This window comes from Mycobacterium sp. 852002-51613_SCH5001154 (assembly GCF_001667425.1).
In the GTDB taxonomy this organism is placed as follows: Bacteria; Actinomycetota; Actinomycetes; order Mycobacteriales; family Mycobacteriaceae; genus Mycobacterium.
The window spans coordinates 29,419-50,656 of record NZ_LZII01000076.1 but is presented as its reverse complement, the minus strand read 5'-3'; the positions used below and the strand labels follow the sequence as shown (position 1 = coordinate 50,656).

At 67.4% G+C, this 21,238-nt stretch carries 22 protein-coding genes and 1 pseudogene; 15 read left to right on the top strand and 8 right to left on the bottom strand.

All coding sequences use genetic code 11. The features are described from left to right. Window positions 1–9 precede the first annotated feature (9 nt). Complete coding sequence (locus A5750_RS20070) at window positions 10–762, top strand: FadR/GntR family transcriptional regulator (RefSeq protein WP_066956360.1); 753 nt, start codon at window positions 10–12, stop codon at window positions 760–762. Here the strand turns inward: A5750_RS20070 and A5750_RS20065 are convergent. After that, entirely contained in the window at window positions 725–1,510 is a 786-nt protein-coding gene (locus A5750_RS20065; protein WP_066956364.1) for a hypothetical protein, read from the bottom strand. The genes A5750_RS20070 and A5750_RS20065 overlap by 38 nt on opposite strands. Before the next feature lie 115 nt (window positions 1,511–1,625). On the opposite strand from A5750_RS20065, the gene A5750_RS20060 reads away from it, so the two are divergent. The 9 genes from A5750_RS20060 to A5750_RS20020 all read left to right on the top strand — a co-directional run bounded on the left by A5750_RS20060 (window position 1,626) and on the right by A5750_RS20020 (window position 9,121). Next, a complete protein-coding gene (locus A5750_RS20060; RefSeq protein ID WP_067212902.1) occupies window positions 1,626–2,642 on the top strand; it encodes a Ppx/GppA family phosphatase in 1,017 nt (338 codons plus the stop codon). Beyond that, window positions 2,639–3,586 (top strand): hypothetical protein, encoded by a 948-nt coding sequence (locus A5750_RS20055; RefSeq protein WP_066956370.1) that lies wholly within the window; start codon window positions 2,639–2,641, stop codon window positions 3,584–3,586. The genes A5750_RS20060 and A5750_RS20055 overlap by 4 nt, the downstream gene beginning before the upstream one ends. A 24-nt stretch (window positions 3,587–3,610) precedes the next feature. After that, window positions 3,611–4,453 carry a sugar phosphate isomerase/epimerase gene (locus A5750_RS20050; RefSeq protein ID WP_066956373.1) on the top strand — a complete coding sequence of 281 codons (843 nt, stop codon included), beginning with the start codon at window positions 3,611–3,613 and terminating at the stop codon, window positions 4,451–4,453. A 14-nt stretch (window positions 4,454–4,467) separates the two neighbouring features. Continuing rightward, window positions 4,468–5,313: a thioesterase family protein gene (locus A5750_RS20045; protein ID WP_066956376.1), complete on the top strand. Its 846-nt coding sequence runs from the start codon at window positions 4,468–4,470 to the stop codon at window positions 5,311–5,313. A 27-nt stretch (window positions 5,314–5,340) separates the two neighbouring features. Beyond that, window positions 5,341–6,216: a pyrroline-5-carboxylate reductase gene (gene proC, locus A5750_RS20040; RefSeq protein ID WP_197505476.1), complete on the top strand. Its 876-nt coding sequence runs from the start codon at window positions 5,341–5,343 to the stop codon at window positions 6,214–6,216. A 140-nt stretch (window positions 6,217–6,356) separates the two neighbouring features. Continuing rightward, window positions 6,357–6,611, top strand: coding sequence for a cell division/environmental response transcriptional regulator (locus A5750_RS20035; protein WP_066956383.1), 255 nt, complete (start codon window positions 6,357–6,359; stop codon window positions 6,609–6,611). 159 nt (window positions 6,612–6,770) lie between these two features. Then, window positions 6,771–6,872, top strand: a complete 102-nt coding sequence (locus tag A5750_RS25520; protein ID WP_003402602.1) for a 30S ribosomal protein bS22 — start codon at window positions 6,771–6,773, stop codon at window positions 6,870–6,872. Window positions 6,873–6,923: 51 nt separating this feature from the next. Beyond that, window positions 6,924–8,051 (top strand): SDR family oxidoreductase, encoded by a 1,128-nt coding sequence (locus A5750_RS20025; RefSeq protein ID WP_066956389.1) that lies wholly within the window; start codon window positions 6,924–6,926, stop codon window positions 8,049–8,051. Beyond that, window positions 8,033–9,121, top strand: a complete 1,089-nt coding sequence (locus A5750_RS20020; protein ID WP_197505475.1) for a lysophospholipid acyltransferase family protein — start codon at window positions 8,033–8,035, stop codon at window positions 9,119–9,121. The genes A5750_RS20025 and A5750_RS20020 overlap by 19 nt, the downstream gene beginning before the upstream one ends. A 59-nt stretch (window positions 9,122–9,180) precedes the next feature. Here A5750_RS20020 and A5750_RS20015 read toward each other — a convergent pair whose 3' ends face one another. The 7 genes from A5750_RS20015 to A5750_RS19985 form a co-directional block, all read right to left on the bottom strand. Then, the gene (locus A5750_RS20015) at window positions 9,181–10,110 is read right to left on the bottom strand and encodes a cyclopropane mycolic acid synthase family methyltransferase (RefSeq protein WP_066956393.1); all 930 of its coding nucleotides are present in this window, start codon (window positions 10,108–10,110) and stop codon (window positions 9,181–9,183) included. Between the two features lie 10 nt (window positions 10,111–10,120). Then, window positions 10,121–10,633: a MaoC family dehydratase N-terminal domain-containing protein gene (locus A5750_RS20010; RefSeq protein ID WP_066956395.1), complete on the bottom strand. Its 513-nt coding sequence runs from the start codon at window positions 10,631–10,633 to the stop codon at window positions 10,121–10,123. 45 nt (window positions 10,634–10,678) lie between these two features. Next, window positions 10,679–11,584: an HAD family phosphatase gene (locus tag A5750_RS20005; protein ID WP_066956399.1), complete on the bottom strand. Its 906-nt coding sequence runs from the start codon at window positions 11,582–11,584 to the stop codon at window positions 10,679–10,681. Between the two features lie 325 nt (window positions 11,585–11,909). Continuing rightward, complete coding sequence (locus A5750_RS20000; protein WP_067265180.1) at window positions 11,910–12,692, bottom strand: hypothetical protein; 783 nt, start codon at window positions 12,690–12,692, stop codon at window positions 11,910–11,912. Next, entirely contained in the window at window positions 12,689–15,112 is a 2,424-nt protein-coding gene (locus tag A5750_RS19995) for a putative adhesin (protein ID WP_067265178.1), read from the bottom strand. The genes A5750_RS20000 and A5750_RS19995 overlap by 4 nt, the downstream gene beginning before the upstream one ends. Before the next feature lie 4 nt (window positions 15,113–15,116). Next, window positions 15,117–15,407, bottom strand: a complete 291-nt coding sequence (locus A5750_RS19990) for a WXG100 family type VII secretion target (protein ID WP_066956658.1) — start codon at window positions 15,405–15,407, stop codon at window positions 15,117–15,119. Beyond that, window positions 15,400–15,708 carry a WXG100 family type VII secretion target gene (locus tag A5750_RS19985; RefSeq protein ID WP_066956405.1) on the bottom strand — a complete coding sequence of 103 codons (309 nt, stop codon included), beginning with the start codon at window positions 15,706–15,708 and terminating at the stop codon, window positions 15,400–15,402. The genes A5750_RS19990 and A5750_RS19985 overlap by 8 nt, the downstream gene beginning before the upstream one ends. Window positions 15,709–15,767: 59 nt before the next feature. Here A5750_RS19985 and A5750_RS19980 point away from each other — a divergent pair. The 5 genes and pseudogenes from A5750_RS19980 to hemB all read left to right on the top strand — a co-directional run bounded on the left by A5750_RS19980 (window position 15,768) and on the right by hemB (window position 21,237). Beyond that, window positions 15,768–16,132, top strand: a pseudogene (locus A5750_RS19980) (glutaredoxin family protein). Window positions 16,133–16,139: 7 nt separating this feature from the next. Continuing rightward, on the top strand, window positions 16,140–17,510 hold the full coding sequence (locus tag A5750_RS19975) for a glutamyl-tRNA reductase (protein WP_066956410.1): 1,371 nt from the start codon (window positions 16,140–16,142) through the stop codon (window positions 17,508–17,510). A 13-nt stretch (window positions 17,511–17,523) separates the two neighbouring features. Beyond that, window positions 17,524–18,468: a hydroxymethylbilane synthase gene (gene hemC, locus A5750_RS19970; protein ID WP_067265204.1), complete on the top strand. Its 945-nt coding sequence runs from the start codon at window positions 17,524–17,526 to the stop codon at window positions 18,466–18,468. Between the two features lie 23 nt (window positions 18,469–18,491). Beyond that, entirely contained in the window at window positions 18,492–20,147 is a 1,656-nt protein-coding gene (locus A5750_RS19965) for a uroporphyrinogen-III synthase (RefSeq protein WP_066956412.1), read from the top strand. Window positions 20,148–20,253: 106 nt separating this feature from the next. Next, a complete protein-coding gene (gene hemB, locus A5750_RS19960) occupies window positions 20,254–21,237 on the top strand; it encodes a porphobilinogen synthase (protein ID WP_082948394.1) in 984 nt (327 codons plus the stop codon). Window position 21,238 lies beyond the last annotated feature (1 nt).

Below are 21,238 nucleotides of genomic sequence, written 5' to 3'. Positions count from 1 at the left end.
GTTGAGCCAATGAACCAGTCAACTCCGCTGCGCCCGCCCGACCGCCAACGCGTCGATGAACAGATCGCCGCGTCCATCACCGACGCCATCCTCGACGGGGCGTTTCCGCCGGGATCGGCGTTGCCGCCCGAGCGCGAACTGGCCGAACAGCTCGGTGTCAACCGCACGTCGCTGCGGCAGGGTCTGGCCAGGCTGCAGCAGATGGGCCTGATCGAGGCCCGCCACGGCAGCGGCAACGTGGTCGCCGACCCGCAGGCGCTCACCCACCCCGCGGTCGTCGAGGCGCTGGTCCGCAAACTGGGCCCCGAGTTCCTGGTGGAACTGTTCGAAATCCGGGCGGCCCTGGGCCCGCTGATCGGCCGTTCGGCCGCGCGACACGGCGCCCGCGGGGATGCCGAGGCCCTACGCGCCGCGTTGGCCGCGGTTCGCGAGGCCGACAGCGCGGCCGCGCGCCAGGCTGCCGACCTCGCCTACTTCCGGGTGCTCATCCATCACAGCCGCAACCGCGCGCTGGTGTTGCTGTACCGCTGGGTCGAGCACGCCTTCGGCGGCCGAGAGCACGACCTCACCGCCGCTTATGACGACGCCGCGCCCGTGGTAGCCGGCCTCAGTGCCATCACCGACGCCGTGCTGTCGGGCGACGAGGATGGGGCGGCCGCGGCGGTGGAGGACTACCTGCACGCCAGCGCACAGCGAATGGTGTTGTCGTACAACAAGACTGAAGTTACTCGGCGAGGCGAGTCGCCGGATGGACCGCGATGAGCCCCAACTTGCTGCGGCGCTTGCACATCGCCGCCAGTTCCGCGTAGGCCTTGGCGCCGAGCAGCTCGGTGAGCTCATCGGCCATGCTCTCCCACACCTGCTTGGCGCCGACATGGGCGCCGGGGTCGCCGGTGCAGTACCAATGCAGGTCGGCACCCCCGGAGCCCCAGCCGCGCCGATCGTATTCGGTGACAGTGGTTTTGAGGATTTCGGTGCCGTCGGGCCGCGTCACCCACTCCTGGCTGCGCCGGATGGGCAACTGCCAGCAGACATCGGGCTTCATGGTCAACGGCGCGACGCCCAGCTTGAGGGCTTTGCTGTGCAGCGCGCACCCGGTGCCGGCGGGGAAGCCGGGCCGGTTCAAGAAGATGCAGGCGTCCTTGTGTTTGCGGGTGCGGTACTGGGCCTGCCCGTCGTGCTCGTCGAGCTCCAGATATCCCTTGCGGCCCAAGCCCTTTTCGCGGAACTGCCAGTCTTCGTCGGTCAGCTGCTGCACGGCGTCGTCGAGCCGGGCACGGTCGTCGTCGTCGGATAAGAACGCCCCGTGCGAACAGCATCCGTCGTCTGGGCGGCCGGCCACCGTGCCGTGGCAAGCGGGTGTGCCGAACACGCATGTCCAGCGCGACAACAACCAGGTGAGGTCCGCCGCGATCAGGTGCTCGGGATTGTCCGGGTCGTAGAACTCCACCCACTCACGGGCGAAGTCGAGTTCGACCTCGTGCCCCGGCTCCGGATAAGGATTCGCCACGGGTCCACGTTAGTCGACGCTTCCGGCTCTTCGGCTTGCTGACACTCGGGGCCCGACGCCGCAACATCGGCAACCTCCACAGCGGGCAGCATCTTCGCCGACTAGGTTGTTTCCCGTGCGATTGGGCGTGCTCGACGTGGGCAGCAACACGGTGCATCTGCTTGTGGTTGATGCGCACCGTGGTGGGCATCCCACGCCCATGAGTTCGACCAAGGCCACGCTGCGCCTCGCCGAGTCCATCGACAGCTCCGGCAAGATCACCAAGCGCGGCGCCGAGAAACTCATCTCCACGATCGACGAGTTCGCCAAGATCGCGGACAGCTCGGGCTGCGCCGAGCTGATGGCCTTTGCCACGTCCGCCCTGCGTGACGCGGTGAACTCCGACGACGTGCTCACCCGCATCCGCAAAGAAACCGGTGTCGAGCTGGAGGCTCTCAGTGGCGTCGACGAGTCGCGGCTGACCTTTCTGGCCGTGCGCCGCTGGTACGGGTGGAGTGCGGGGCGGATCATCAACCTCGACATCGGCGGCGGCTCGCTGGAAATGTCCAGCGGCGTCGACGAGGAGCCCGAGGTTGCCCTGTCGCTGCCGCTGGGTGCCGGCCGATTGACCCGCGAATGGCTGCCCGACGATCCGCCCGGCCGGCGCCGGGTGGGGATGCTGCGGGACTGGCTGGACGCCGAGCTCGCCGATGCCGCCGTGACCGTGCTGGAAGCCGGTGCCCCCGACCTGGCGGTGGCAACCTCCAAGACGTTCCGCTCCCTGGCACGGCTCACCGGCGCGGCGCCGTCGGCGGCCGGCCCGCGGGCGAAGAGGACGCTCACAGCAAACGGCCTCAGGCAACTCATATCTTTCATCTCTAGGATGACGACCGCTGACCGGGCAGAACTGGAAGGGGTGAGCGCCGAGCGGGCGCCGCAGATCGTGGCGGGTGCGCTGGTGGCGGAGGCGAGCATGCGAGCGCTGTCGATTGAATCGGTGGATATCTGCCCGTGGGCATTACGGGAAGGTCTCATCTTGCGCAAACTCGACAGCGAAGCCGACGGAACACCCCTCATGAAGCGTTCCGTGCGCGATGCTGGAGGCCAGGCAGGTGATCGGGACGGGAACCGATCGAGAGGCGACAAAGCATGACCGGACCACATTCTGAGACCGACAGCCCCGGCACTCGGCCGATCTCGGTGGCCGAACTGCTGGCCAAGAACGGAACCATCGGCGCGCCGGCAGTCACGCGGCGCCGGCGCCGGCGGCGCGGCGACAGCGACGCGGTGACCGTCGCTGAGCTGACCGGCGAGATTCCGGTCATCCGTGACGACCAAGAGGACCCCCGCACGGCCGAACGGCCCAGCGCCGAACCCGTCGTCGCCGCCTCCGAGCAGCAAACCGAGGAAAAGCCCGCCACCGCGTACTGGTCGCAGCCGGAGCCGCGCTGGCCCAAGTCGCCGTCGCAACCCAGCAAGGCGGCCGGGCCTGAGCGCAGCGCGTACCCGCGCCCCCTGAGCCACGTCGAGGCGGGGGAGACCAACGGCACCGGGCAGTCCGGTGCCGAGGGCATGAATCCCGACCCGCTGGACCACTACAGCGATCTCCCGGTGGACGTGATGGATTCGGAGGTCCGCGACGCCGAACCCGCACTGGAGGACTCGGCATACGTGCGATCCTTCCTGCGCACCGAGACCGACGAGGCCGAAGACGACGCAGACCCGCTGGCCACCGGATTCGTAGCGGACGAGGAGCGCGAGGAGGATCACCTCGACGGCGCGACCGTGCGCGCGGACGCGGCCACCGACGTCCACCCGGCGCAGGGCAGGCTCGAGTCGCTGTGGCGCGGCAGCCTGGTCGTGTTCCAGTCGATTCTGGCCGTCGCTTTCGGCGCGGGATTGTTCGTCGCCTTCGACCAGTTGTGGCGCTGGAACAGCATCGTGGCCTTGGTGCTCTCGGTGCTGGTGATCCTGGGCCTGGTGGCCGGCGTTCGGGTGGTGCGCAAGACCGAGGACATCGCCAGCACGTTGATCGCGGTCGCGGTGGGGTCGCTGATCACCCTGGGCCCCTTGGCGCTGTCGCTGCAGTCGGGCTAGGCGGATCCGGGACCACACAGACCGTTGCGCCCAGCTATCAAAGTCGGACTTTCGACGGCTTCGGTGTACCCATTGCGGGCCGAGGCCGCATTCGAGTATGCGGCCCGGCTCGGCTACGACGGCGTCGAGCTGATGGTGTGGGCCGAGTCGGTCAGCCAGGACATCGACGCCGTCCAGAAGCTGTCCCGCCGCTATCGCGTACCGGTCTTGTCCGTGCACGCGCCCTGCCTGCTCATCTCGCAGCGGGTGTGGGGCGCCAACCCGATCTCCAAGCTGGACCGCAGCGTGCGGGCGGCAGAGCAACTCGGCGCGCAGACGGTGGTCGTGCACCCGCCGTTTCGCTGGCAGCGTCGGTACGCCGACGGATTCAGCGACCAGGTCGCCGAGCTGGAAGCGTCGAGCGACGTGATGGTCGCGGTGGAAAACATGTTCCCGTTCCGGGCGGACCGGTTCTTCGGATCCGGCCAATCGCGGGAGCGGATGCGCCGGCGTGGCGGCGGCCCGGGGCCGGCGATATCTGCGTTCGCGCCCTCGTACGACCCGCTGGACGGCAACCACACGCACTACACGCTGGACCTGTCCCACACGTCGACCGCGGGCACCGACTCGCTGGACATGGCGCAGCGGATGGGGGGCGGGTTGGTCCACCTGCACCTGTGCGACGGCAGCGGCCTGCCCGCCGACGAGCACCTGGTGCCCGGACATGGCACCCAGCCCACCGCCGAGGTGTGTCAGATGCTGGCCGGCAGCCACTTCGCCGGCCACGTCATCCTGGAGGTGTCCACATCCAGCGCGCGCAGCGCCAGTGAGCGCGAAAGCATGCTCGCCGAATCGTTGCAGTTCGCCCGCACACACCTGCTGCGCTGATAACCCAGGAGACCATGAACGCGTTATTCACCACCGCGATGGCCTTGCGGCAGGTTGACCCCGGCGTCTTTGAGGGTGAGCTCAACAAGCACTGGACCATCGGTCCGAAGGTGCACGGCGGCGCGATGCTGGCGCTTTGCGCCAACGCCGCCCGCACCGCCTGCGGCGCAGAGTCGCCGGCCGGCTTCGAACCGGCCCAGCAACCCGTCGCGGTTTCGGCGAACTTCCTGTGGGCCCCCGATCCGGGCCCGATGCGGTTGGTGACCTCGATCCGTAAGCGCGGCCGCCGGATCAGCGTCGTCGACGTCGAGCTCACCCAGGGCGACCGCACCGCGGTGCACGCCGTGGTCAACCTCGGCGAGCCGGAACATTTTCCGCCCGACGGTGATGCCAAGCCGCTGCTGTCAGCCAACCCTGTCGTGGGCCTGATGGCGCCCGAGCCCCCCGACGACATCGCGCCGATCGGGCCCGGGCATCCGTTGGCCGGCCTGGTGCACCTCGGCGAAGGCTGCGATGTGCGTCCGGTGCTGTCGACCCTGGGGCCGTCCGCTGACGGTGGCCCGCCGGTGATCCAGATGTGGGCGCGCCCGCGGGGCGTGGCTCCCGACGCGCTGTTCGCGCTCATGTGCGGGGATCTGTCGGCGCCGGTCACCTTCGCCGTGGAGCGCACCGGCTGGGCTCCCACCGTCCAGCTGACCGCCTTCCTGCGCGGACTGCCCGCCGACGGGTGGCTGCGAATCATCGCGACGTGCACCGAGATCGGGCACGACTGGTTCGACGAGGACCACACGGTCGTCGACAGCCTGGGTCGCCTGGTGGTGCAAGCCCGCCAATTGGCGTTGGTCCCTGCCGCCGGGTAGCCGCCGCTGTCTGCGATGCTGTCGGGCATGGCAAGAATCGCGATCATCGGTGGCGGCAGCATCGGGGAGGCACTGCTGTCGGGTCTGCTCCGCGCGGGCCGGCAGGTGAAAGACCTGGTGGTCGCCGAACGCGTTCCGGAGCGCGCCCAGTATCTGGCCGACACCTACTCGGTGTTGATCACTTCGGTGGCCGACGCGGTGGAGAACGCATCCTTCGTCGTGGTCGCGGTCAAGCCCGGCGATGTGGAGCCCGTGATGGCGGAGCTGGCGAAGGCGGCCGCCGCGTCCGAGAGCGACAGCGCCGAGCAGGTGTTCGTCACCGTAGCGGCGGGGATCAGCGTCTCGTATTTCGAGTCGAAGCTGCCGGCCGGAACGCCGGTGGTCCGGGCGATGCCGAACGCGGCGGCACTGGTCGGCGCGGGGGTGACGGCGCTGGCCAAGGGCCGGTTCGTCACGGTCCCGCAGCTCGAGGGCGTCTCGGCCCTGTTCGACTCGGTCGGCGGCGTGCTGACCGTGCCGGAAGCCCAGATGGACGCCGTGACGGCGCTGTCGGGGTCCGGCCCGGCGTACTTCTTCTTGATGGTCGAGGCCCTGGTGGACGCCGGGGTAGCCGCGGGCCTGAGCCGGGACGTGGCCGCCGACCTGACGGCGCAGACGATGGCCGGATCCGCGGCGATGCTGCTGGAACGAATGGACGCCGAGCGGCGGCCGGGCGAGGGGGAGGCGCCGGGGCTGCGGGTGGACGCCACGGCGACGCAGTTGCGGGCGACCATCACCTCACCCGGTGGCACCACTGCTGCGGGGCTTCGCGAACTGGAAAAGGGCGGACTGCGGGCGGCCGTGGATGCGGCGGTTCAGGCCGCCAAAACGCGCTCTGAGCAGCTAAGAATTACATCGGAGTAATCCACAAATTTTGAACTGATTGTCCCCCACCAGTACCAGTAACCCCATTAGTCCCGCTATTCTCCTCTTTGTATGCACGTGTGGGTGCCAGCGGAGGGGAAGCCGCTGGCATTGCGCGGGCCTGACACGATTGGGTTGCGATGACGTCTACGAACGGGCCATCGGCGCGAGATTCCGCTGGTAAGCGGGACGCCGGTTCCGGCGAGGGCCAGCAGGGCAGGACACAATTCTTGACGGTCGCCGAGGTGGCGGCGTTGATGCGGGTCTCCAAGATGACGGTGTATCGACTGGTGCACAACGGCGAGCTGCCCGCGGTCCGGGTCGGGCGGTCTTTCCGGGTGCACGCCAAGGCGGTGCACGACATGCTGGAGACGTCTTACTTCGACGCGGGCTGACCCTGAAACTGGCTGCTTGCGCGGAGTGTGCGGGCAGCCAGCGGTGCGCTTCGCGGTTACGCGGCGGCCGTCGACGCCGGTTTGGTGTTCGGTGCGTCCCGCCGGGTAAAGTGTCCGGGTCAATCCTGCAAGCAGGTCACGGGTCAGATAGCGGAGTTCATGGGTTCAGTAATCAAGAAGCGGCGCAAGCGCATGTCCAAGAAGAAGCACCGCAAGTTGTTGCGCCGCACGCGGGTGCAGCGCAGAAAACTCGGCAAGTAGGCCCGCCCGCGGCGTAGTGCCGCGGTCTCTCCTGGTGGATAGGCTGTTTGGGTGGATCAGTCGAGTGGGGATGGCGCCGGAACCGGCGACGCCGCGAGCAACACGGTGCATTACCCCAAGGTTGTGCTGGTTACCGGTGCGTGCCGGTTCCTGGGCGGCTACCTGACCGCTCGGCTGGCGCAGAACCCGATGATCAACGCGGTCATCGCGGTGGACGCGATCGCGCCCAGCAAGGACATGCTGCGCCGCATGGGCCGCGCGGAGTTCGTCCGTGCCGACATCCGTAATCCCTTCATAGCCAAGGTGATTCGTAACGGCGACGTCGACACCGTGGTGCACGCGGCGGCCGCGTCGTACGCCCCGCGGTCCGGTGGCACCGCGGCGTTGAAGGAAATCAACGTGATGGGCGCGATGCAGCTGTTCGCGGCCTGCCAGAAGGCGCCCTCGGTGCGCCGCGTCGTGCTCAAGTCGACCTCTGAGGTGTACGGGTCGAGCGCTCACGACCCGGTGATGTTCACCGAGGACAGCACCAGCCGTCGGCCGCTGCGCGGTGGTTTCGCCAAGGACAGTCTCGACATCGAGGCCTACGCGCGCGGCCTGGGCCGGCGCCGCCCCGACATCGCCGTGACGATCCTGCGCCTGGCCAACATGATCGGGCCGGCCATGGACACCACGCTGTCGCGGTACCTGGCCGGGCCGCTGGTGCCCACGATGTTCGGTCGCGACGCACGCCTGCAGCTGCTGCACGAGCAGGATGCGCTGGGCGCGCTGGAGCGCGCGGCGATGGCCGGCAAGGCCGGCACCTTCAACGTCGGCGCCGACGGGATCATCATGCTGTCGCAGGCAATCCGGCGGGCCGGCCGGATTCCATTGCCGGTGCCCGGTTTTGGCGTCTGGGCGCTCGATTCGCTGAGGCGGGCCAATCGCTACAACGAGATCAGCCGCGATCAGTTCGCCTACCTGAGTTACGGCCGGGTCATGGACACCACCCGGATGCGCTCGGAGCTCGGATACCAGCCGAAATGGACGACGGCCGAGGCTTTCGACGACTACGTTCGCGGCCGCGGCATGACTCCCATTATCGACCCGCATCGGGTACGCTCCCTGGAGGGTCGTGCCATATCTTTAGCTCAGCGCTGGGGTAGCCGAAATCCAGTTCCGTGGGGTGGGGTCAGGTAGGTATCGTGGCTGGTGAAACCAGAGCCAATGTCATTCCACTGCACACAAATCGGGGTCGGGTAGCGGCGCGCAAACGAGCCGATCAGCGGGCGGAGTCAGCTCGCCAGCATCCTTCCTTGCTTTCGGACCCGCACGGTCGGGCCTCAGCCGAACAGCTCGCCGCCGTCGTCCGCGAGATCGACGAGCATCGGCGTGCCGCGGGCGCGGGGTCGGCGGACGCCCCGCTCAACGAACTCGCCCAGCGCGTCGCCGCGGTCGCCGGCTTCCTGCGTCAGCGGATCACGGGTGACTACACCGTCGACGAGTTCGGCTTCGATGCGCACTTCAACAGCGCGATCGTCCGGCCGTTGCTGAGGTTCTTCTTCCGGTCGTGGTTCCGGGTCGAGGTCAGCGGAATCGAAAACCTGCCCAGCGACGGGGCCGCGTTGGTGGTCGCCAACCATGCCGGGGTGCTGCCGTTCGACGGGCTGATGTTGTCGGTGGCCGTCCACGACGAGCATCCCGCCCAGCGGGACCTGCGGTTACTCGCCGCCGACATGGTGTTCGACCTGCCCGTGGTGGGGGAGGCCGCCCGCAAGGCCGGCCACACCATGGCCTGCACGACGGACGCGCACCGGCTGCTCGCCGCCGGCGAACTCACCGCGGTGTTCCCGGAGGGCTACAAGGGGCTGGGGAAGCGCTTCGAGGACCGCTACCGGCTGCAGCGGTTCGGCCGCGGGGGCTTTGTGACGGCGGCGCTGCGCACCAAGGCGCCCATCGTCCCGTGCTCGATCATCGGTTCGGAAGAGATCTATCCGATGCTGACCGATGTGAAGCTGCTCGCCCGGTTGTTCGGCCTGCCCTACTTCCCGATCACGCCGCTGTTCCCGCTGGCGGGACCGGCGGGCCTGGTGCCGCTGCCGTCGAAGTGGCGCATCGCGTTCGGCGAGCCCATCTACACCAACGACTACGCCGCCTCCGACGCCGAGGACCCGATGGTCACCTTCGAGCTGACCGATCAGGTTCGCGAGACGATCCAGCAGACGCTGTACCGGTTGCTCGCAGGCCGGCGCAACATCTTCTTCGGCTGAACCTCTCCTGACGCGAAAACGCCCCGGAGCCAACGGCTTCGGGGCGTTTTGCGCTTGGATTACTTGACCATCGTGAACTGGCAGACGTTGGTGTAGCCGTCGCGGAACAAGTCCGAGCAGCCCCGCAAGTACTTCAGGTAGATGTCGTAGGTCTCCTGGCCCTTGAGGGCAATCGCCTCCTCCTTGTGCGCCTCGAGGGCATCCCCCCAGGCGGTCAGCGTCGGCACGTAGTTCTTGCCGATGTAGTGGTGTCGCTCGATCTTGAAACCCGCATCCGTCGCGTACTTGTCGACCAGGTTGACCTGGGGCAACTTTCCGCCCGGGTAGATCTCCTTCAGGATGAAACTGATGAACCGCAGCAGGGTCATGTTCACCTGCAAGCCCATCGCTTTGCCCTCCTCGGCGGTGGGCACCACGATGCTGTGGAGCAGCATCCGGCCGTCGTCGGGCAGCAGGTCGTAGTACTTCTTGAAGAAGGTGGCGTAACGCTCGTACCCGGCGTCGCCTGCGCCGTCGGCGAAGTGCTCGAACGCGCCCAGCGACACGATGCGGTCGATCGGTACGTCGCCGGGGAATTCCTCCCAGCCCTGGATCCGCACCTCCTTGCGGCGGGGGCTGTCCATCTTCTCGAATTCGGCCACACAGTGGGCGTACTGGTTCTCGCTGAGCGTCAGGCCGATGACGTTGACGTCGTACTCGGCCACCGCGTGCCGCATGGTCGAGCCCCAGCCGCTGCCGATGTCGAGCAGCGTCATTCCGGGCTCGAGGTTCAGCTTGTCCAGGGCCAGCTTTCGCTTGGCGTACTGCGCCTCTTCCAGCGTCTTGGTCAGATTCTGCGGGTCCGGATTCTCGTCGAAGTATCCGCAGCTGTAGGTCATCGACGGGTCGAGCCAGAGCTTGAAGAATTCGTTCGACTTGTCGTAATGGGACCGGACCTTCTCGACCGGTGGCTTGAGCTGGGTGCTACCCGTTTCCCCCTGTGACGTCATTGATTCAAACCTACTTTCCCGCTGATATGGACGCGACTGCCGCGACGGTTGCTTCGTGGTCGGTTTCGTTGTTTGCGGCTTCCCCCAGCATCGTGACTGTACTGGTGATCACCGGTTCGCCCTCGGCATCCGTAACCTCGCTGCGGATCTCTGTGATCACGGCGCCATGGGACTCAATGACAGAGTCTAGGTAGGTGTCGAAATAAAGCCTATCCCCGGCGACGATCGGCCGGTGGAACTTGAATTTCTGGTCGCGGTGCATGACCCGCGCGATGTTGATCGGAATGCTGAACTTGGTGAAGATCTCCAACTGCACGCGCCGACCCGCGATGGCGAGGAAGGTGAGCGGGGCCACCAGCGCGTCATACCCGGCGGCGGCGGCGTCGGCCTCGCTGAAGTGCGTCGGATGGTCGTTCCTGATGGCGAGCGCGAACTCCCGGATCTTCTCGCGGCCGACCAGGAAGTAATCCGGCGCCCGGTAATGGCTGCCGATGAGCCCTTCGGCTCCCTTGGGGATTGTCATACCGCTGTCGCTCTCCGCTCGAATAGGTCTCAGCGGCGCAGCCTATCAGCGCGATTGCCGCCGGGATGCTACCGCGGCCAGTGCGCCACCGGCCGCCCCGAGCGCCAGGGCCGACGGGACCCCGATTCGGGCGGCCTTGCGGGCGGTGCGAAAGTCCCGGATCTCCCAACCGCGTTCGCGGGCCAGGGTGCGCAGGCGCGCGTCCGGGTTGATGGCGACCGCGGTGCCCACCAACGACAGCATGGGCACGTCGTTGAAGCTGTCGGAGTAGGCGGTGCACCGTTTGAGGTTGAGCCCCTCCCGGATGGCCAGCGACCGGACGGCGTGCGCCTTTCCGGTCCCGTGCAGGATGTCGCCGACGAGCCGGCCGGTGAACACCCCGTCGACGGACTCCGCGACGGTGCCCAGGGCGCCCGTCAGGCCGAGCCGCCGCGCGATGGTCGCCGCGAGTTCGTAAGGCGTGGCGGTGATCAGCCAGACCTGCTGGCCCGCGTCGAGGTGCATCTGCGTGAGCTCGCGGGTGCCCGGCCAGATCTTGTCGGCGATGATCTCGTCGTAAATCTCCTCGCCCAGAGTTACCAGCTGTTCGACCGAGCGGCCCTCGATGAAGGCGAGCGCTTTGCGCCGGCCGGCGGCGACGTCGTTGCTGTTCTCCTTGCCGAGGATCTGGAATTTGGCCTGGGCGTAGATGAAGCCGAGGACATCGCGGTACGTGAAGTAGTTGCGCGCCGCCAGCCCGCGGCCGAAGTGCACCGCCGAGGAGCCCTGCACCAACGTGTTGTCCACGTCGAAGAAGGCGGCCGCGGTCAAGTCGATCGGCGGCTGCGGGCGATCCTCGGCGGCGGTTTCCTCCCGCAGGCCTTCCAGCGCGCGTGCGGCGCTGGCTTCGGCGGCCAGCGACTCCAAGTCAACGCGACTGAGGTCTCCGTTGACCGGGTCAGAGGAAGTCATCGCCAAACCTCCTAGATCGCTGTGTTGCCCGGCGACCCAGCGGGTCCCGGTGTTCAACCCTATCCGGGAGATGTGGGGAGTGTTCCATGCCGAGTGTGACGTTAACTTCACGCTCGGCGATTTCGGTCCGTATACGTGCGAAGGCGGGACCGACTTCCTCGAAGCTCGTGGCTCGCGTTGGTCGTCGCAGTGTTTGCAGATATGACCCCTGCTGCTCACCCGATGGGTCACGAACCGATGCAAGAACGATGAGGATCTAAAGAGGTCGAGACTGCGATCGATCCCATCGGCCGGTTCTCCGCCAAGCGCATTGGCCCCAAAGAGTTCAGTCGCCCGCCTCGAGGCCCAATGCTGCCCGGTCGAACACTACCCAGTCGTCCGCTTCATTTACGATTTGAATACCGCTGAGCTGAGCGGCGGCTTTTACCATTTCTCTGAGCGCTTCCCATTGCATCCCTCCATATCTGATCGCCGGACGTGATCGAGTGGTATATGCACGTAACACAGTCGGCAGGTGCTCAATGGCAAACGTCTTCATGATTGGTTGCCCGTCTTCACTTCGAGCTTTCGCTAACTCGACAAACACTTCGCGACCTCGGAGCGCGGATGCGATCGATGGCAGAATTTGTTCTTGCGGTGTGCGGACGGTGCGCGTAATCAGATCCTCGAGCAGATCGCCACTAGCCTGTGACGGCTCACTGGAGTTGTGAGTGGTCACCATTACTGGCCGCTCGCCGCGGAGGGCGGCGGAGATCTGCTGCTTATTCATGGCAACCCAGTTTGAGGCGAGATTGGACAAAATTACCCAGTCGAGATCCGGCATTTCCCTCGCCGCTGCGAGAGCGTCCTCGAAGACGCCACCTGCAAATTTATCCGGCAAATCCGGGTGATCCCTCGAGGTGTAGAGCATCATGGCGTGCTTGCCATCTGGAAGCAGGAGCAGGGGCGTTGCGTTGAGCTCCTTGCCCTCGTGCCGAACAGTCGTTCGCGCGAAGAATATTTCGACGCCTTTAAGAGCCGAAAAGAGCTGCTGAGTTGCCTCCTGCGACTCCTGTTCGGCGGCGATATCAATTAGCTCTTCAACTCTAGCGGCGTCTGGCGGGCTCAAGGTTGAGACCTCTCGTAAGGCGTGAATTTATCATTAAGTCTATCGTATATTCCTGTTAAATGGTAAATCTTTCCGGAGGGGTTGAACGGATCGTATGTGCACACCGCAAGATCGATATCTCCCATGCCCTCATGTATGAGCTCGCTGATCAACGTAGCCTTCGTAACTGTTAATGGTGATCCCAAAATATTCAACCCGTCGGGAGGATGAATAGTATAGTTCGGTATTGTTTCTCCGGCGTGAAATGTCTTGGAAAAAACCCCCGATGTGTCGCCACCAGTCTCGATCAAATTTCCAAGCGAATCGGTGATTGTCGAGCCGTGTTCTGCGAATGTCGTAATACTCGATCCTTTGGGTACAACGAATAGACCGTTATCTGGATCGTAACTACCATGGCCGCTAATCGTCTGTCGACCCGGTATGTCGCCGTGCGCAGGCGCTTGATTCGCCGGATCCGCTAATTGATCGCCCAGGTGATTAGGTGACGGACTGTCTTTTGGCGGCGATGGCTCGGTCGGATTGGCTTCCCCGGGCGTCGGGTCTGACGGTGGCCGTTCGCTCTCAACTGGGTGAACAGGACCGCCATCGTGGGGGCCAGGCATCTCGGGTGGGTGAATGCCGGGTTCTCCGCCGGGGGGCAGTTCGCCCACGCCGGGAGGTGCTTCGATGGGTGCCCCGCCCATGGGCACGGAAGGTGGCGTCGGAAGGTGCGGCGCTGCTGGAGTCGTGGGCTCTGAAGGGAGACCAACCGGCGCGGCCGGCTCGCCACCGCGAGAAGGCGGCGCGTGGGCTGGCACCGGATCGGCCGGCTTCGAGTGGGGTAGCGGCGCCGGCTCTGCCGGCGCGGGCACCGCCGGCTTGCCGCCCGGCTCCGTCGGCACGGCGGCCGGTTTAGCTGGCTCACCGACGGGGGGCTTCTCGCCGATCGGCGGCTTCGATTCCGTCGGGCTGTGCGGAAGGGGGCCCTCAGCGGGCCCGGGCGCCGGCTTGCCCGAGGTTGGGGGTGCGGGCTTGCCTGGCTCCGGCTTGCCCGCAGGCGCGGGCTGGCTCGATTCCAGCGGCTTGACCTCTGGCGGTTTAGGAAATTCTGGCGGCTTCTTCAGCCCTTTCAGCGCATCCGCCGCGGTGTGCCCGACTTTGCCCAGCTTTGACAGCGGCCCGCCGGGCAAGGCAAAAGTTGCCAGGTCGAAAGCGGACTTTCCGAGGGCTTCCGCGGGATTCGAGCCCCACTCGTCCCAGTGCGTGACGTCCTTGCCCAGCGCTTTCCAGGATTCGGCGACACCCGGCCCGCCGTCGGGCCCCAGGCCGACGAGCGTCCCGGCCCCTGCAACCATGCCGGCCATGGTTTTGCCGTAACCCACGGGATCCAGCAGCATCCGGTTGGGGCTGATCTCGTACAGCCCTCTGAGAAATCCCCAGCCTTCCTCACCGACGCCTTTGAAAGCCTGGCCCACCTGGTTGAGCGCCCTGCCGACCGGCGTCCCGTGCAGGAAGTGGTCCCACTCGCGATCGGCCCAGCGGCCCATGTCCTCTGCGGCGGCGGCCGCGGCCGAAATGGTGGCGTTGATCTGACCGCCCAGCGTCTCGGCTTCATGGGCAAAGTTGTTCACCACCGTGCGGATGTCGTCGGCGATCCTTTTGATCTCGTCTTCGTCTTCGTCGGTAAGTAGGTCCCAGACCTCTTTGATCCCGGTCAGGGGGTCGCAGATGCGCGACAACAGATCCAGAATGGCCGCGTGTACCTTGTCGATCTTCGCGGCATAGCTGTTGAGCTGCGCGGCGATCGTTTGGCATTGGCGTGCGACGTTGATGGTGGCCTCGGAGGCATCCGCCAACGCCCTGTTGATGGCGGCTCCCTCCGGAATCTGCTGGGCGGCAATGGCGGCCATCGTGCCGCCGCCCGCCGCGGTCTCGGTCGCCATGAAGTTCGCGCCCGCGGTGGACCACGCCGCCGCGGCGGCCCGCAATTTCGCCGAATCGCCACTGGGCCAGATCATTCCGATGTAGGGAGCCACCCAGCCCCAGCCCGCTGGGGCGCCGCTACCGGCGCCCACCGCCGACGGCGGCTTCGCCCCTACGGTCATAGGCGCGGTCACCGGCGGCGTCGGCAAACCCGCGGCTTGGCCCGTGACATCCGACAACGCCTCGGCCAACGCATAGTTGTGCGCCGACACCCGCACCCCTTCGCCGATGCTGCACAGCCCGTTGCGGGTACTGGCCATAGCCTCGATCACCTTGGCCGCCGCACTGTCGTACGAGCGGGCCAACGCCGCGCCAACCGGGTCGTCGCCGGCCAGGCCCGCACTGCCGGCCAGCGCCGCAGTCAATCCCGAAATCACCGATCCCAGTGACTCACCGGTGGCGAGCACCGTGGCACCGCCGCGGTCTAGGGCAGTCGGATCACACGCCAGCGGCGCCATCTGCTCACGACCACATACCGAGATTCGTCGACATGGCGCCGGTGTAGTTGCCGTGTGCGGTCGTGGCTACCTTCTCGAGTTGCGCCAGCGCCTCACGCATCATCGCCTCGCCGCGCACCCAGTGCTGATGCGCCTCGGCATGGGCCGCAGCGGCCTCACCCGTCCACGCGGTGTGCAAACGCGTTACCCGAGAATCGATTTCGGTGATCATGTCCTCGGCATAACGCTGAAACGTCGCCATCCGCTGCACCGCATCGGCCAGCGCCTGGGGATCCACCCGGAACGCCTCAGCCACCACGCACCGCCCGCTCCGCCTGGGCAGACCCGGCCTCGTTGGCCCGATAACCCTCGCCGGCCTGACCCACCAGGCGCGCCAGCATCGACAGCCCGAGCTGTACCTCGCGGGCGCCCCGATGCCATAGCTCCCATGCCGAGGCGTATGCCGTCCCCGACGCTCCCTGCCAGCCACCCAGCATCTGACCCACCTGGTCGTCGAGCTGGGACAGCTGGGCCGAGAGATGCTCGGCCGCACCGCTGAGCGAGACGGCGAAGCCCTGCATCACCGCAGGATCAACGCGCACACTTTCCTCGGCCATAGCCGGAACATAACGCCTGGTAGTCGGCCTCACAAGTCACCGATGCCACACTGGTGGCCATGACCGACGCCCCCCGACGGCCGCACGTGGAACTACTGACCCGAGACGGCTGCACCATCTGCGAACGCGTGCACGCGCGACTCGGCGAATTGGCCGCTGAGCTGGGCTTCGACCTGTCGACGATCGACGTCGACGCCGCCGCCTCGGCCGGCAACCCGGCGCTGCGGGCCGAGTTCGGCGACCGGCTGCCCGTGATCCTGCTCGACGGCCGCGAGCACAGTTACTGGGACATAGACGAGCCCCGGCTGCGCGCGGATCTCGCTCGATGAGGGCCGCCGGGCAATTATTTGGTAGCCCACCTGATAAACGATTACCTTGGAAACCAGTTCAATTACTGGAGAAAGCAAGGGAGCTGGCCAGGTGATGCTGCCGTGAGCGTCTTGCTTTTCGGGGTTTCGCACCGCAGTGCGCCGGTCTCCGTCCTGGAACAACTCACCATCGACGAATCCGATCAGGGCAAGATCGTCGACCGGGTGTTGCAGTCGCCGCTGGTGACCGAGGCGATGGTGCTGTCGACGTGCAACCGGGTCGAGGTCTACGCGGTGGTGGATGCCTTCCACGGCGGGCTGGCGGCAATCGGGCAGGTGCTGTCGGATCACTCCGGAATGTCGATGGGGGACCTGACCAAGTACGCGTACGTCCGCTACAGCGAGGCCGCCGTCGAGCACCTGTTCGCGGTGGCCAGCGGTCTGGACTCCGCGGTCGTCGGTGAGCAGCAGGTGCTCGGCCAGGTGCGCCGCGCGTACGCCACCGCGGAAACCAACCGCACCGTCGGCCGGGTGCTGCATGAGCTGGCCCAGCGGGCGCTGTCGGTGGGAAAGCGGGTGCATTCCGAAACCGCGATCGACGCGGCCGGCGCATCCGTGGTGTCGGTCGCCCTGGACATGGCCGAACGCCGGCTGGGCGGGCTACAGGGCAAGACCGCCGTGCTGGTCGGCGCCGGCGCGATGGGTGCCCTGGCGGCGGCCCACCTGACCAGGGCCGGCATCCGGCACGTGCACGTCCTGAATCGGTCGCTGGCCCGGGCGCAGCGGTTGGCCCGCAAACTCCGCGAATCCGGTGTGCAGGCCGACGCGATGTCACTCGACCGCTTGGCCGACGCGGTCGCCGACGCGGACGTCATGGTCAGCTGCACCGGCGCGGTGAGCCCGGTCGTCACGCTGGCCGACGTGCACCACGCGCTGGCCGCCGCGCGCCGCGACGAGTCGACCCGGCCGCTGGTGATCTGCGACCTGGGCATGCCGCGTGATGTGGACCCCGCGGTCGCCGGTCTGCCCGGTGTCTGGGTCGTCGACGTGGACCGCGTGCAGCACGAGCCGTCGGCGCACGCCGCGGCCTCCGATGTCCACGCCGCGCGCCACATCGTGGCCGCGGAGGTCGCCGCCTACCTGGCGGGCCAGCGCATGGCCGAGGTCACGCCGACGGTGACGGCCTTGCGCCAGCGCGCCGCCGACGTGGTGGAGGCGGAGCTGCTGCGCCTGGACAACCGGCTACCCGGCCTTCAGAGCGCCCACCGCGAGGAGGTGGCGCGGACCGTGCGGCGGGTGGTGGACAAGCTGCTGCATGCGCCCACGGTGCGGATCAAACAACTCGCCAGCGCCCCAGGCGGGGACAGCTACGCCGAAGCGCTGCGCGAACTCTTCGAACTCGACCAGACCGCCGTCGACGCCGTCGCCGCGGGCGAATTGCCCGTCATGTCAACGGGATTCGACGCCGGAACGCAAGAACCGTCCGCCGAGTAGCCGATTGGCGAACGTGATCCGGATAGGTACCCGGGGCAGTCTCTTGGCCACCACCCAGGCCAGCGTCGTCAGGGACGCCTTGATCGCCAACGGTCATCCAGCGGAGCTGGTGATCATCACCACCGCCGGCGACCGCTCGTCGGCGCCCATCGAGACCCTGGGCGTCGGCGCCTTCACCACCGCGCTGCGCGAGGCGATGAACGACGGCCGGGTGGACGCCGCGGTGCACTCCCACAAGGATTTGCCCACGGCGGACGACCCGCGGTTCACCATCGCGGCGATCCCGCCGCGCAACGACCCCCGCGACGTGGTGGTGGCCCGCGACGGGCTGGTGCTCGGGGAGTTGCCGGCCGGTTCGCTGGTGGGCACCTCGTCCCCGCGGCGGGCTGCGCAGCTTAGAGCATTGGGTCTCGGTTTGGAAATCCGCCCCCTACGAGGCAACCTAGATACCAGGTTGAACAGGGTAAGCAATGGTGATCTCGACGCGATCGTGGTAGCCCGGGCCGGACTGGCCCGGCTCGGTCGCCTCGACGATGTCACCGAGACGTTAGAGCCGGTGCAGATGTTGCCAGCACCGGCTCAGGGCGCGCTCGCCGTCGAATGCCGCGCCGGCGATGCGTTGGTAGCGGTGCTGGCGGAGTTGGACGATGCCGACACGCGTGCGTCGGTCACTGCGGAGCGAGCCCTGTTGGCCGAACTGGAGGCCGGTTGTTCCGCACCGGTGGGCGCGATCGCCGAGGTGGTCGAGTCCATCGATGAGGAAGGCCGAGTCTTCGAAGAGCTGTCGCTGCGCGGGTGCGTGGCGGCACTGGACGGATCTGACGTGATCCGCGCGTCCGGGGTCGGCACCGCCGACCGGGCGCGTGAGCTGGGGGTTTCGGTCGCCGCGGAGTTGTTCGAACTCGGCGCCCGAGAACTCATGCAGGAAGCGCGGCAGGACCCGGCACGAGGAAATTAATTGCGAGTGACGTGGGAGCGACAATGACGACGCGAGGGCGTAAGCCGAGACCCGGCCGCATCACGTACGTGGGTTCTGGTCCCGGCGATCCGGGACTCCTGACCACCCGGGCCGCCACGGTATTGGCGAACGCCGCCTTGGTGTTCACCGACCCCGACGTGCCGGAGCCGGTGCTGGCGCTGATCGGCAAAGACTTGCCACCGGTTTCGGGCCCGGCACCCGCCGATGCCCCCGCCGGGCACGGCGACGCCGCCACCGGCGCGGAGCAACCCGCGGTGATATCGGCCGGTCCCGATGTCCGCCCGGCGCTCGGCGAGCCCGCCGAGGTGGCGAAGACGCTGACGGCCGAGGCCCGAACGGGCGTCGACGTGGTCCGGCTGGTGGCTGGGGATCCGCTGACGGTTGACGCGGTCATCACCGAGGTGAACGCCGTCGCGCGGAGCCACCTGCACCTCGAGATCGTGCCCGGCCTGGCTCCCACGGACTCCGTGCCCACCTACGCGGGGTTGCCGCTGGGCTCGTCGCACACGGTTGCCGACGTCCGCGACCCACATGTGGACTGGGACGCATTGGCCGCGGCGCCCGGTCCGCTGATCCTGCAGGCGACCACGTCGCATCTGGCCGATGCGGCGCGCACCCTGATCGAGCACGAACTGGCCGAGACCACTCCGTGCGTGGTGACCGCGCACGGCACCACCTGCCAGCAGCGTTCTATCGAGACCACGCTGGGCGGCCTGACCGACTCGGCCGTGCTGGGCGCGACGGACCCGGCGGGCCCGTTGACCGGGCCGCTGGTGGTGACCATCGGCAAGACGGTGGCCAGCCGGGCGAAGCTGAACTGGTGGGAGAGCCGCGCCCTGTACGGCTGGACCGTATTGGTGCCGCGCACCAAGGACCAGGCCGGCGAGATGAGCGAGCGGCTGACCTCCTACGGTGCACTGCCGATCGAGGTGCCGACCATCGCCGTCGAGCCGCCGCGCAGCCCCGCGCAGATGGAGCGGGCGGTCAAAGGTCTGGTCGACGGCCGCTTCCAGTGGGTGGTGTTCACCTCCACCAACGCGGTGCGCGCGGTGTGGGAGAAGTTCGGCGAGTTCGGTCTGGACGCTCGTGCCTTCTCGGGCGTGAAGATCGCCTGTGTCGGCGAATCCACGGCCGATCGGGTGCGCGCCTTCGGGATCAGCCCCGAATTGGTGCCGGCCGGGGAGCAGTCGTCGTTGGGTCTGCTGGACGATTTCCCGCCCTACGACAGCATTTTCGACCCGGTGAATCGTGTCCTGCTGCCGCGGGCCGACATCGCCACCGAGACGCTGGCCGAGGGGCTGCGCGAACGGGGCTGGGAGATCGAGGACGTCACCGCCTACCGGACCGTGCGGGCCGCCCCGCCGCCGGCGGAGACGCGGGAGATGATCAAGACCGGCGGGTTCGACGCCGTGTGCTTCACCTCCAGCTCCACGGTGCGCAACCTGGTTGGCATCGCCGGCAAGCCGCACGCGCGGACGATCATCGCCTGCATCGGTCCCAAGACCGCCGAGACCGCCGCCGAGTTCGGGTTGCGGGTGGACGTGCAGCCGGAAACGGCGGCGGTCGGTCCGCTGGTCGACGCTTTGGCCGAGCACGCCGCGCGGTTGCGCGCCGAGGGTGCGCTGCCACCGCCGCGTAAGAAGAGCCGCAGGCGCTAGTGGTTGCGGCGATCGCAAGCGCGGCCGTGGCGATCGCAAGCGCGGCGAAGCCGGGCGCGGCGGGTCGCCACGAGAGCGCGAAGCCGGGCGCAGCGGGTCGCCGCTGATGAGCGCATTTCCGCGGCAGCGCCCGCGTCGGCTCCGCTCCACCCCAGCGCTGCGTCGTTTGGTGGCGCAAACGTCCTTGGAGCCAAGGCATTTGGTGCTGCCGATGTTCGTCGCCGACGGTATCGACGAACCGCGGCCGATCGCGTCGATGCCCGGCGTCGTGCAGCACACCCGCGACTCGCTGCGCAGCGCCGCGACCGATGCCGTCAACGCCGGCGTTGGTGGCCTGATGCTGTTCGGCGTGCCTCGCGACGAGGACAAGGACTCGACGGGGTCGGCGGGCACCGACCCCGATGGCATTCTCAATCTCGCCCTGCGGGACCTGGCCAAGGATCTCGGCGACGCGACGGTATTGATGGCCGACACCTGCCTGGACGAGTTCACTGACCACGGCCATTGCGGCGTGCTGGACGCCAGGGGCCGGGTCGACAACGACGCCACCCTGGCCCGGTACGTGAAACTGGCTGTCGCACAGGCGGAGTCGGGCGCCCACGTGGTCGGGCCCAGCGGGATGATGGACGGCCAGGTGGCCGCGATCCGTGACGGCCTGGACGCCGCCGGTTACACCGACGTGGTGGTCTTGGCCTATGCCGCGAAATTCGCCTCGGCGTTCTACGGCCCCTTCCGCGAGGCGGTCAGTTCCAGTCTGTCCGGGGACCGGCGCACCTATCAGCAGGAGCCGGGAAACTTTCGCGAGGCGCTGCGCGAGATCCGGCTGGACCTCGACGAGGGCGCGGACATCATCATGGTCAAGCCCGCGATGAGTTACCTCGACGTGGTGGCCGCCGCGGCGGACATCTCGCCGGTGCCGGTGGCCGCCTACCAGGTTTCGGGGGAGTACGCCATGATTTGCGCTGCAGCCGCGAATAATTGGATCGACGAGCGGGTGGCGGCGCTCGAGTCGTTGACCAGCATCCGCCGTGCAGGAGCCGATATCGTGCTGACCTATTGGGCCGTGGACGCGGCCGGTTGGCTTTCGTGAG

Excerpts from the sequence above, each read along its gene's own strand:
- proC (WP_197505476.1), top strand. The coding sequence starts at position 5,341 with ATGGCAAGAATCGCGATCATCGGTGGCGGCAGCATCGGGGAGGCACTG.
- A5750_RS20055 (WP_066956370.1), top strand. The coding sequence starts at position 2,639 with ATGACCGGACCACATTCTGAGACCGACAGCCCCGGCACTCGGCCGATC.
- A5750_RS20010 (WP_066956395.1), bottom strand. The coding sequence starts at position 10,633 with ATGACAATCCCCAAGGGAGCCGAAGGGCTCATCGGCAGCCATTACCGG.
- A5750_RS20005 (WP_066956399.1), bottom strand. The coding sequence starts at position 11,584 with ATGACTTCCTCTGACCCGGTCAACGGAGACCTCAGTCGCGTTGACTTG.
- A5750_RS19965 (WP_066956412.1), top strand. The coding sequence starts at position 18,492 with ATGACGACGCGAGGGCGTAAGCCGAGACCCGGCCGCATCACGTACGTG.
- A5750_RS20035 (WP_066956383.1), top strand. The coding sequence starts at position 6,357 with ATGACGTCTACGAACGGGCCATCGGCGCGAGATTCCGCTGGTAAGCGG.
- A5750_RS25520 (WP_003402602.1), top strand. The coding sequence starts at position 6,771 with ATGGGTTCAGTAATCAAGAAGCGGCGCAAGCGCATGTCCAAGAAGAAG.
- A5750_RS19995 (WP_067265178.1), bottom strand. The coding sequence starts at position 15,112 with ATGGCGCCGCTGGCGTGTGATCCGACTGCCCTAGACCGCGGCGGTGCC.
- A5750_RS20045 (WP_066956376.1), top strand. The coding sequence starts at position 4,468 with ATGAACGCGTTATTCACCACCGCGATGGCCTTGCGGCAGGTTGACCCC.
- A5750_RS19985 (WP_066956405.1), bottom strand. The coding sequence starts at position 15,708 with ATGGCCGAGGAAAGTGTGCGCGTTGATCCTGCGGTGATGCAGGGCTTC.
- A5750_RS20015 (WP_066956393.1), bottom strand. The coding sequence starts at position 10,110 with ATGACGTCACAGGGGGAAACGGGTAGCACCCAGCTCAAGCCACCGGTC.
- hemB (WP_082948394.1), top strand. The coding sequence starts at position 20,254 with ATGAGCGCATTTCCGCGGCAGCGCCCGCGTCGGCTCCGCTCCACCCCA.
- A5750_RS20070 (WP_066956360.1), top strand. The coding sequence starts at position 10 with ATGAACCAGTCAACTCCGCTGCGCCCGCCCGACCGCCAACGCGTCGAT.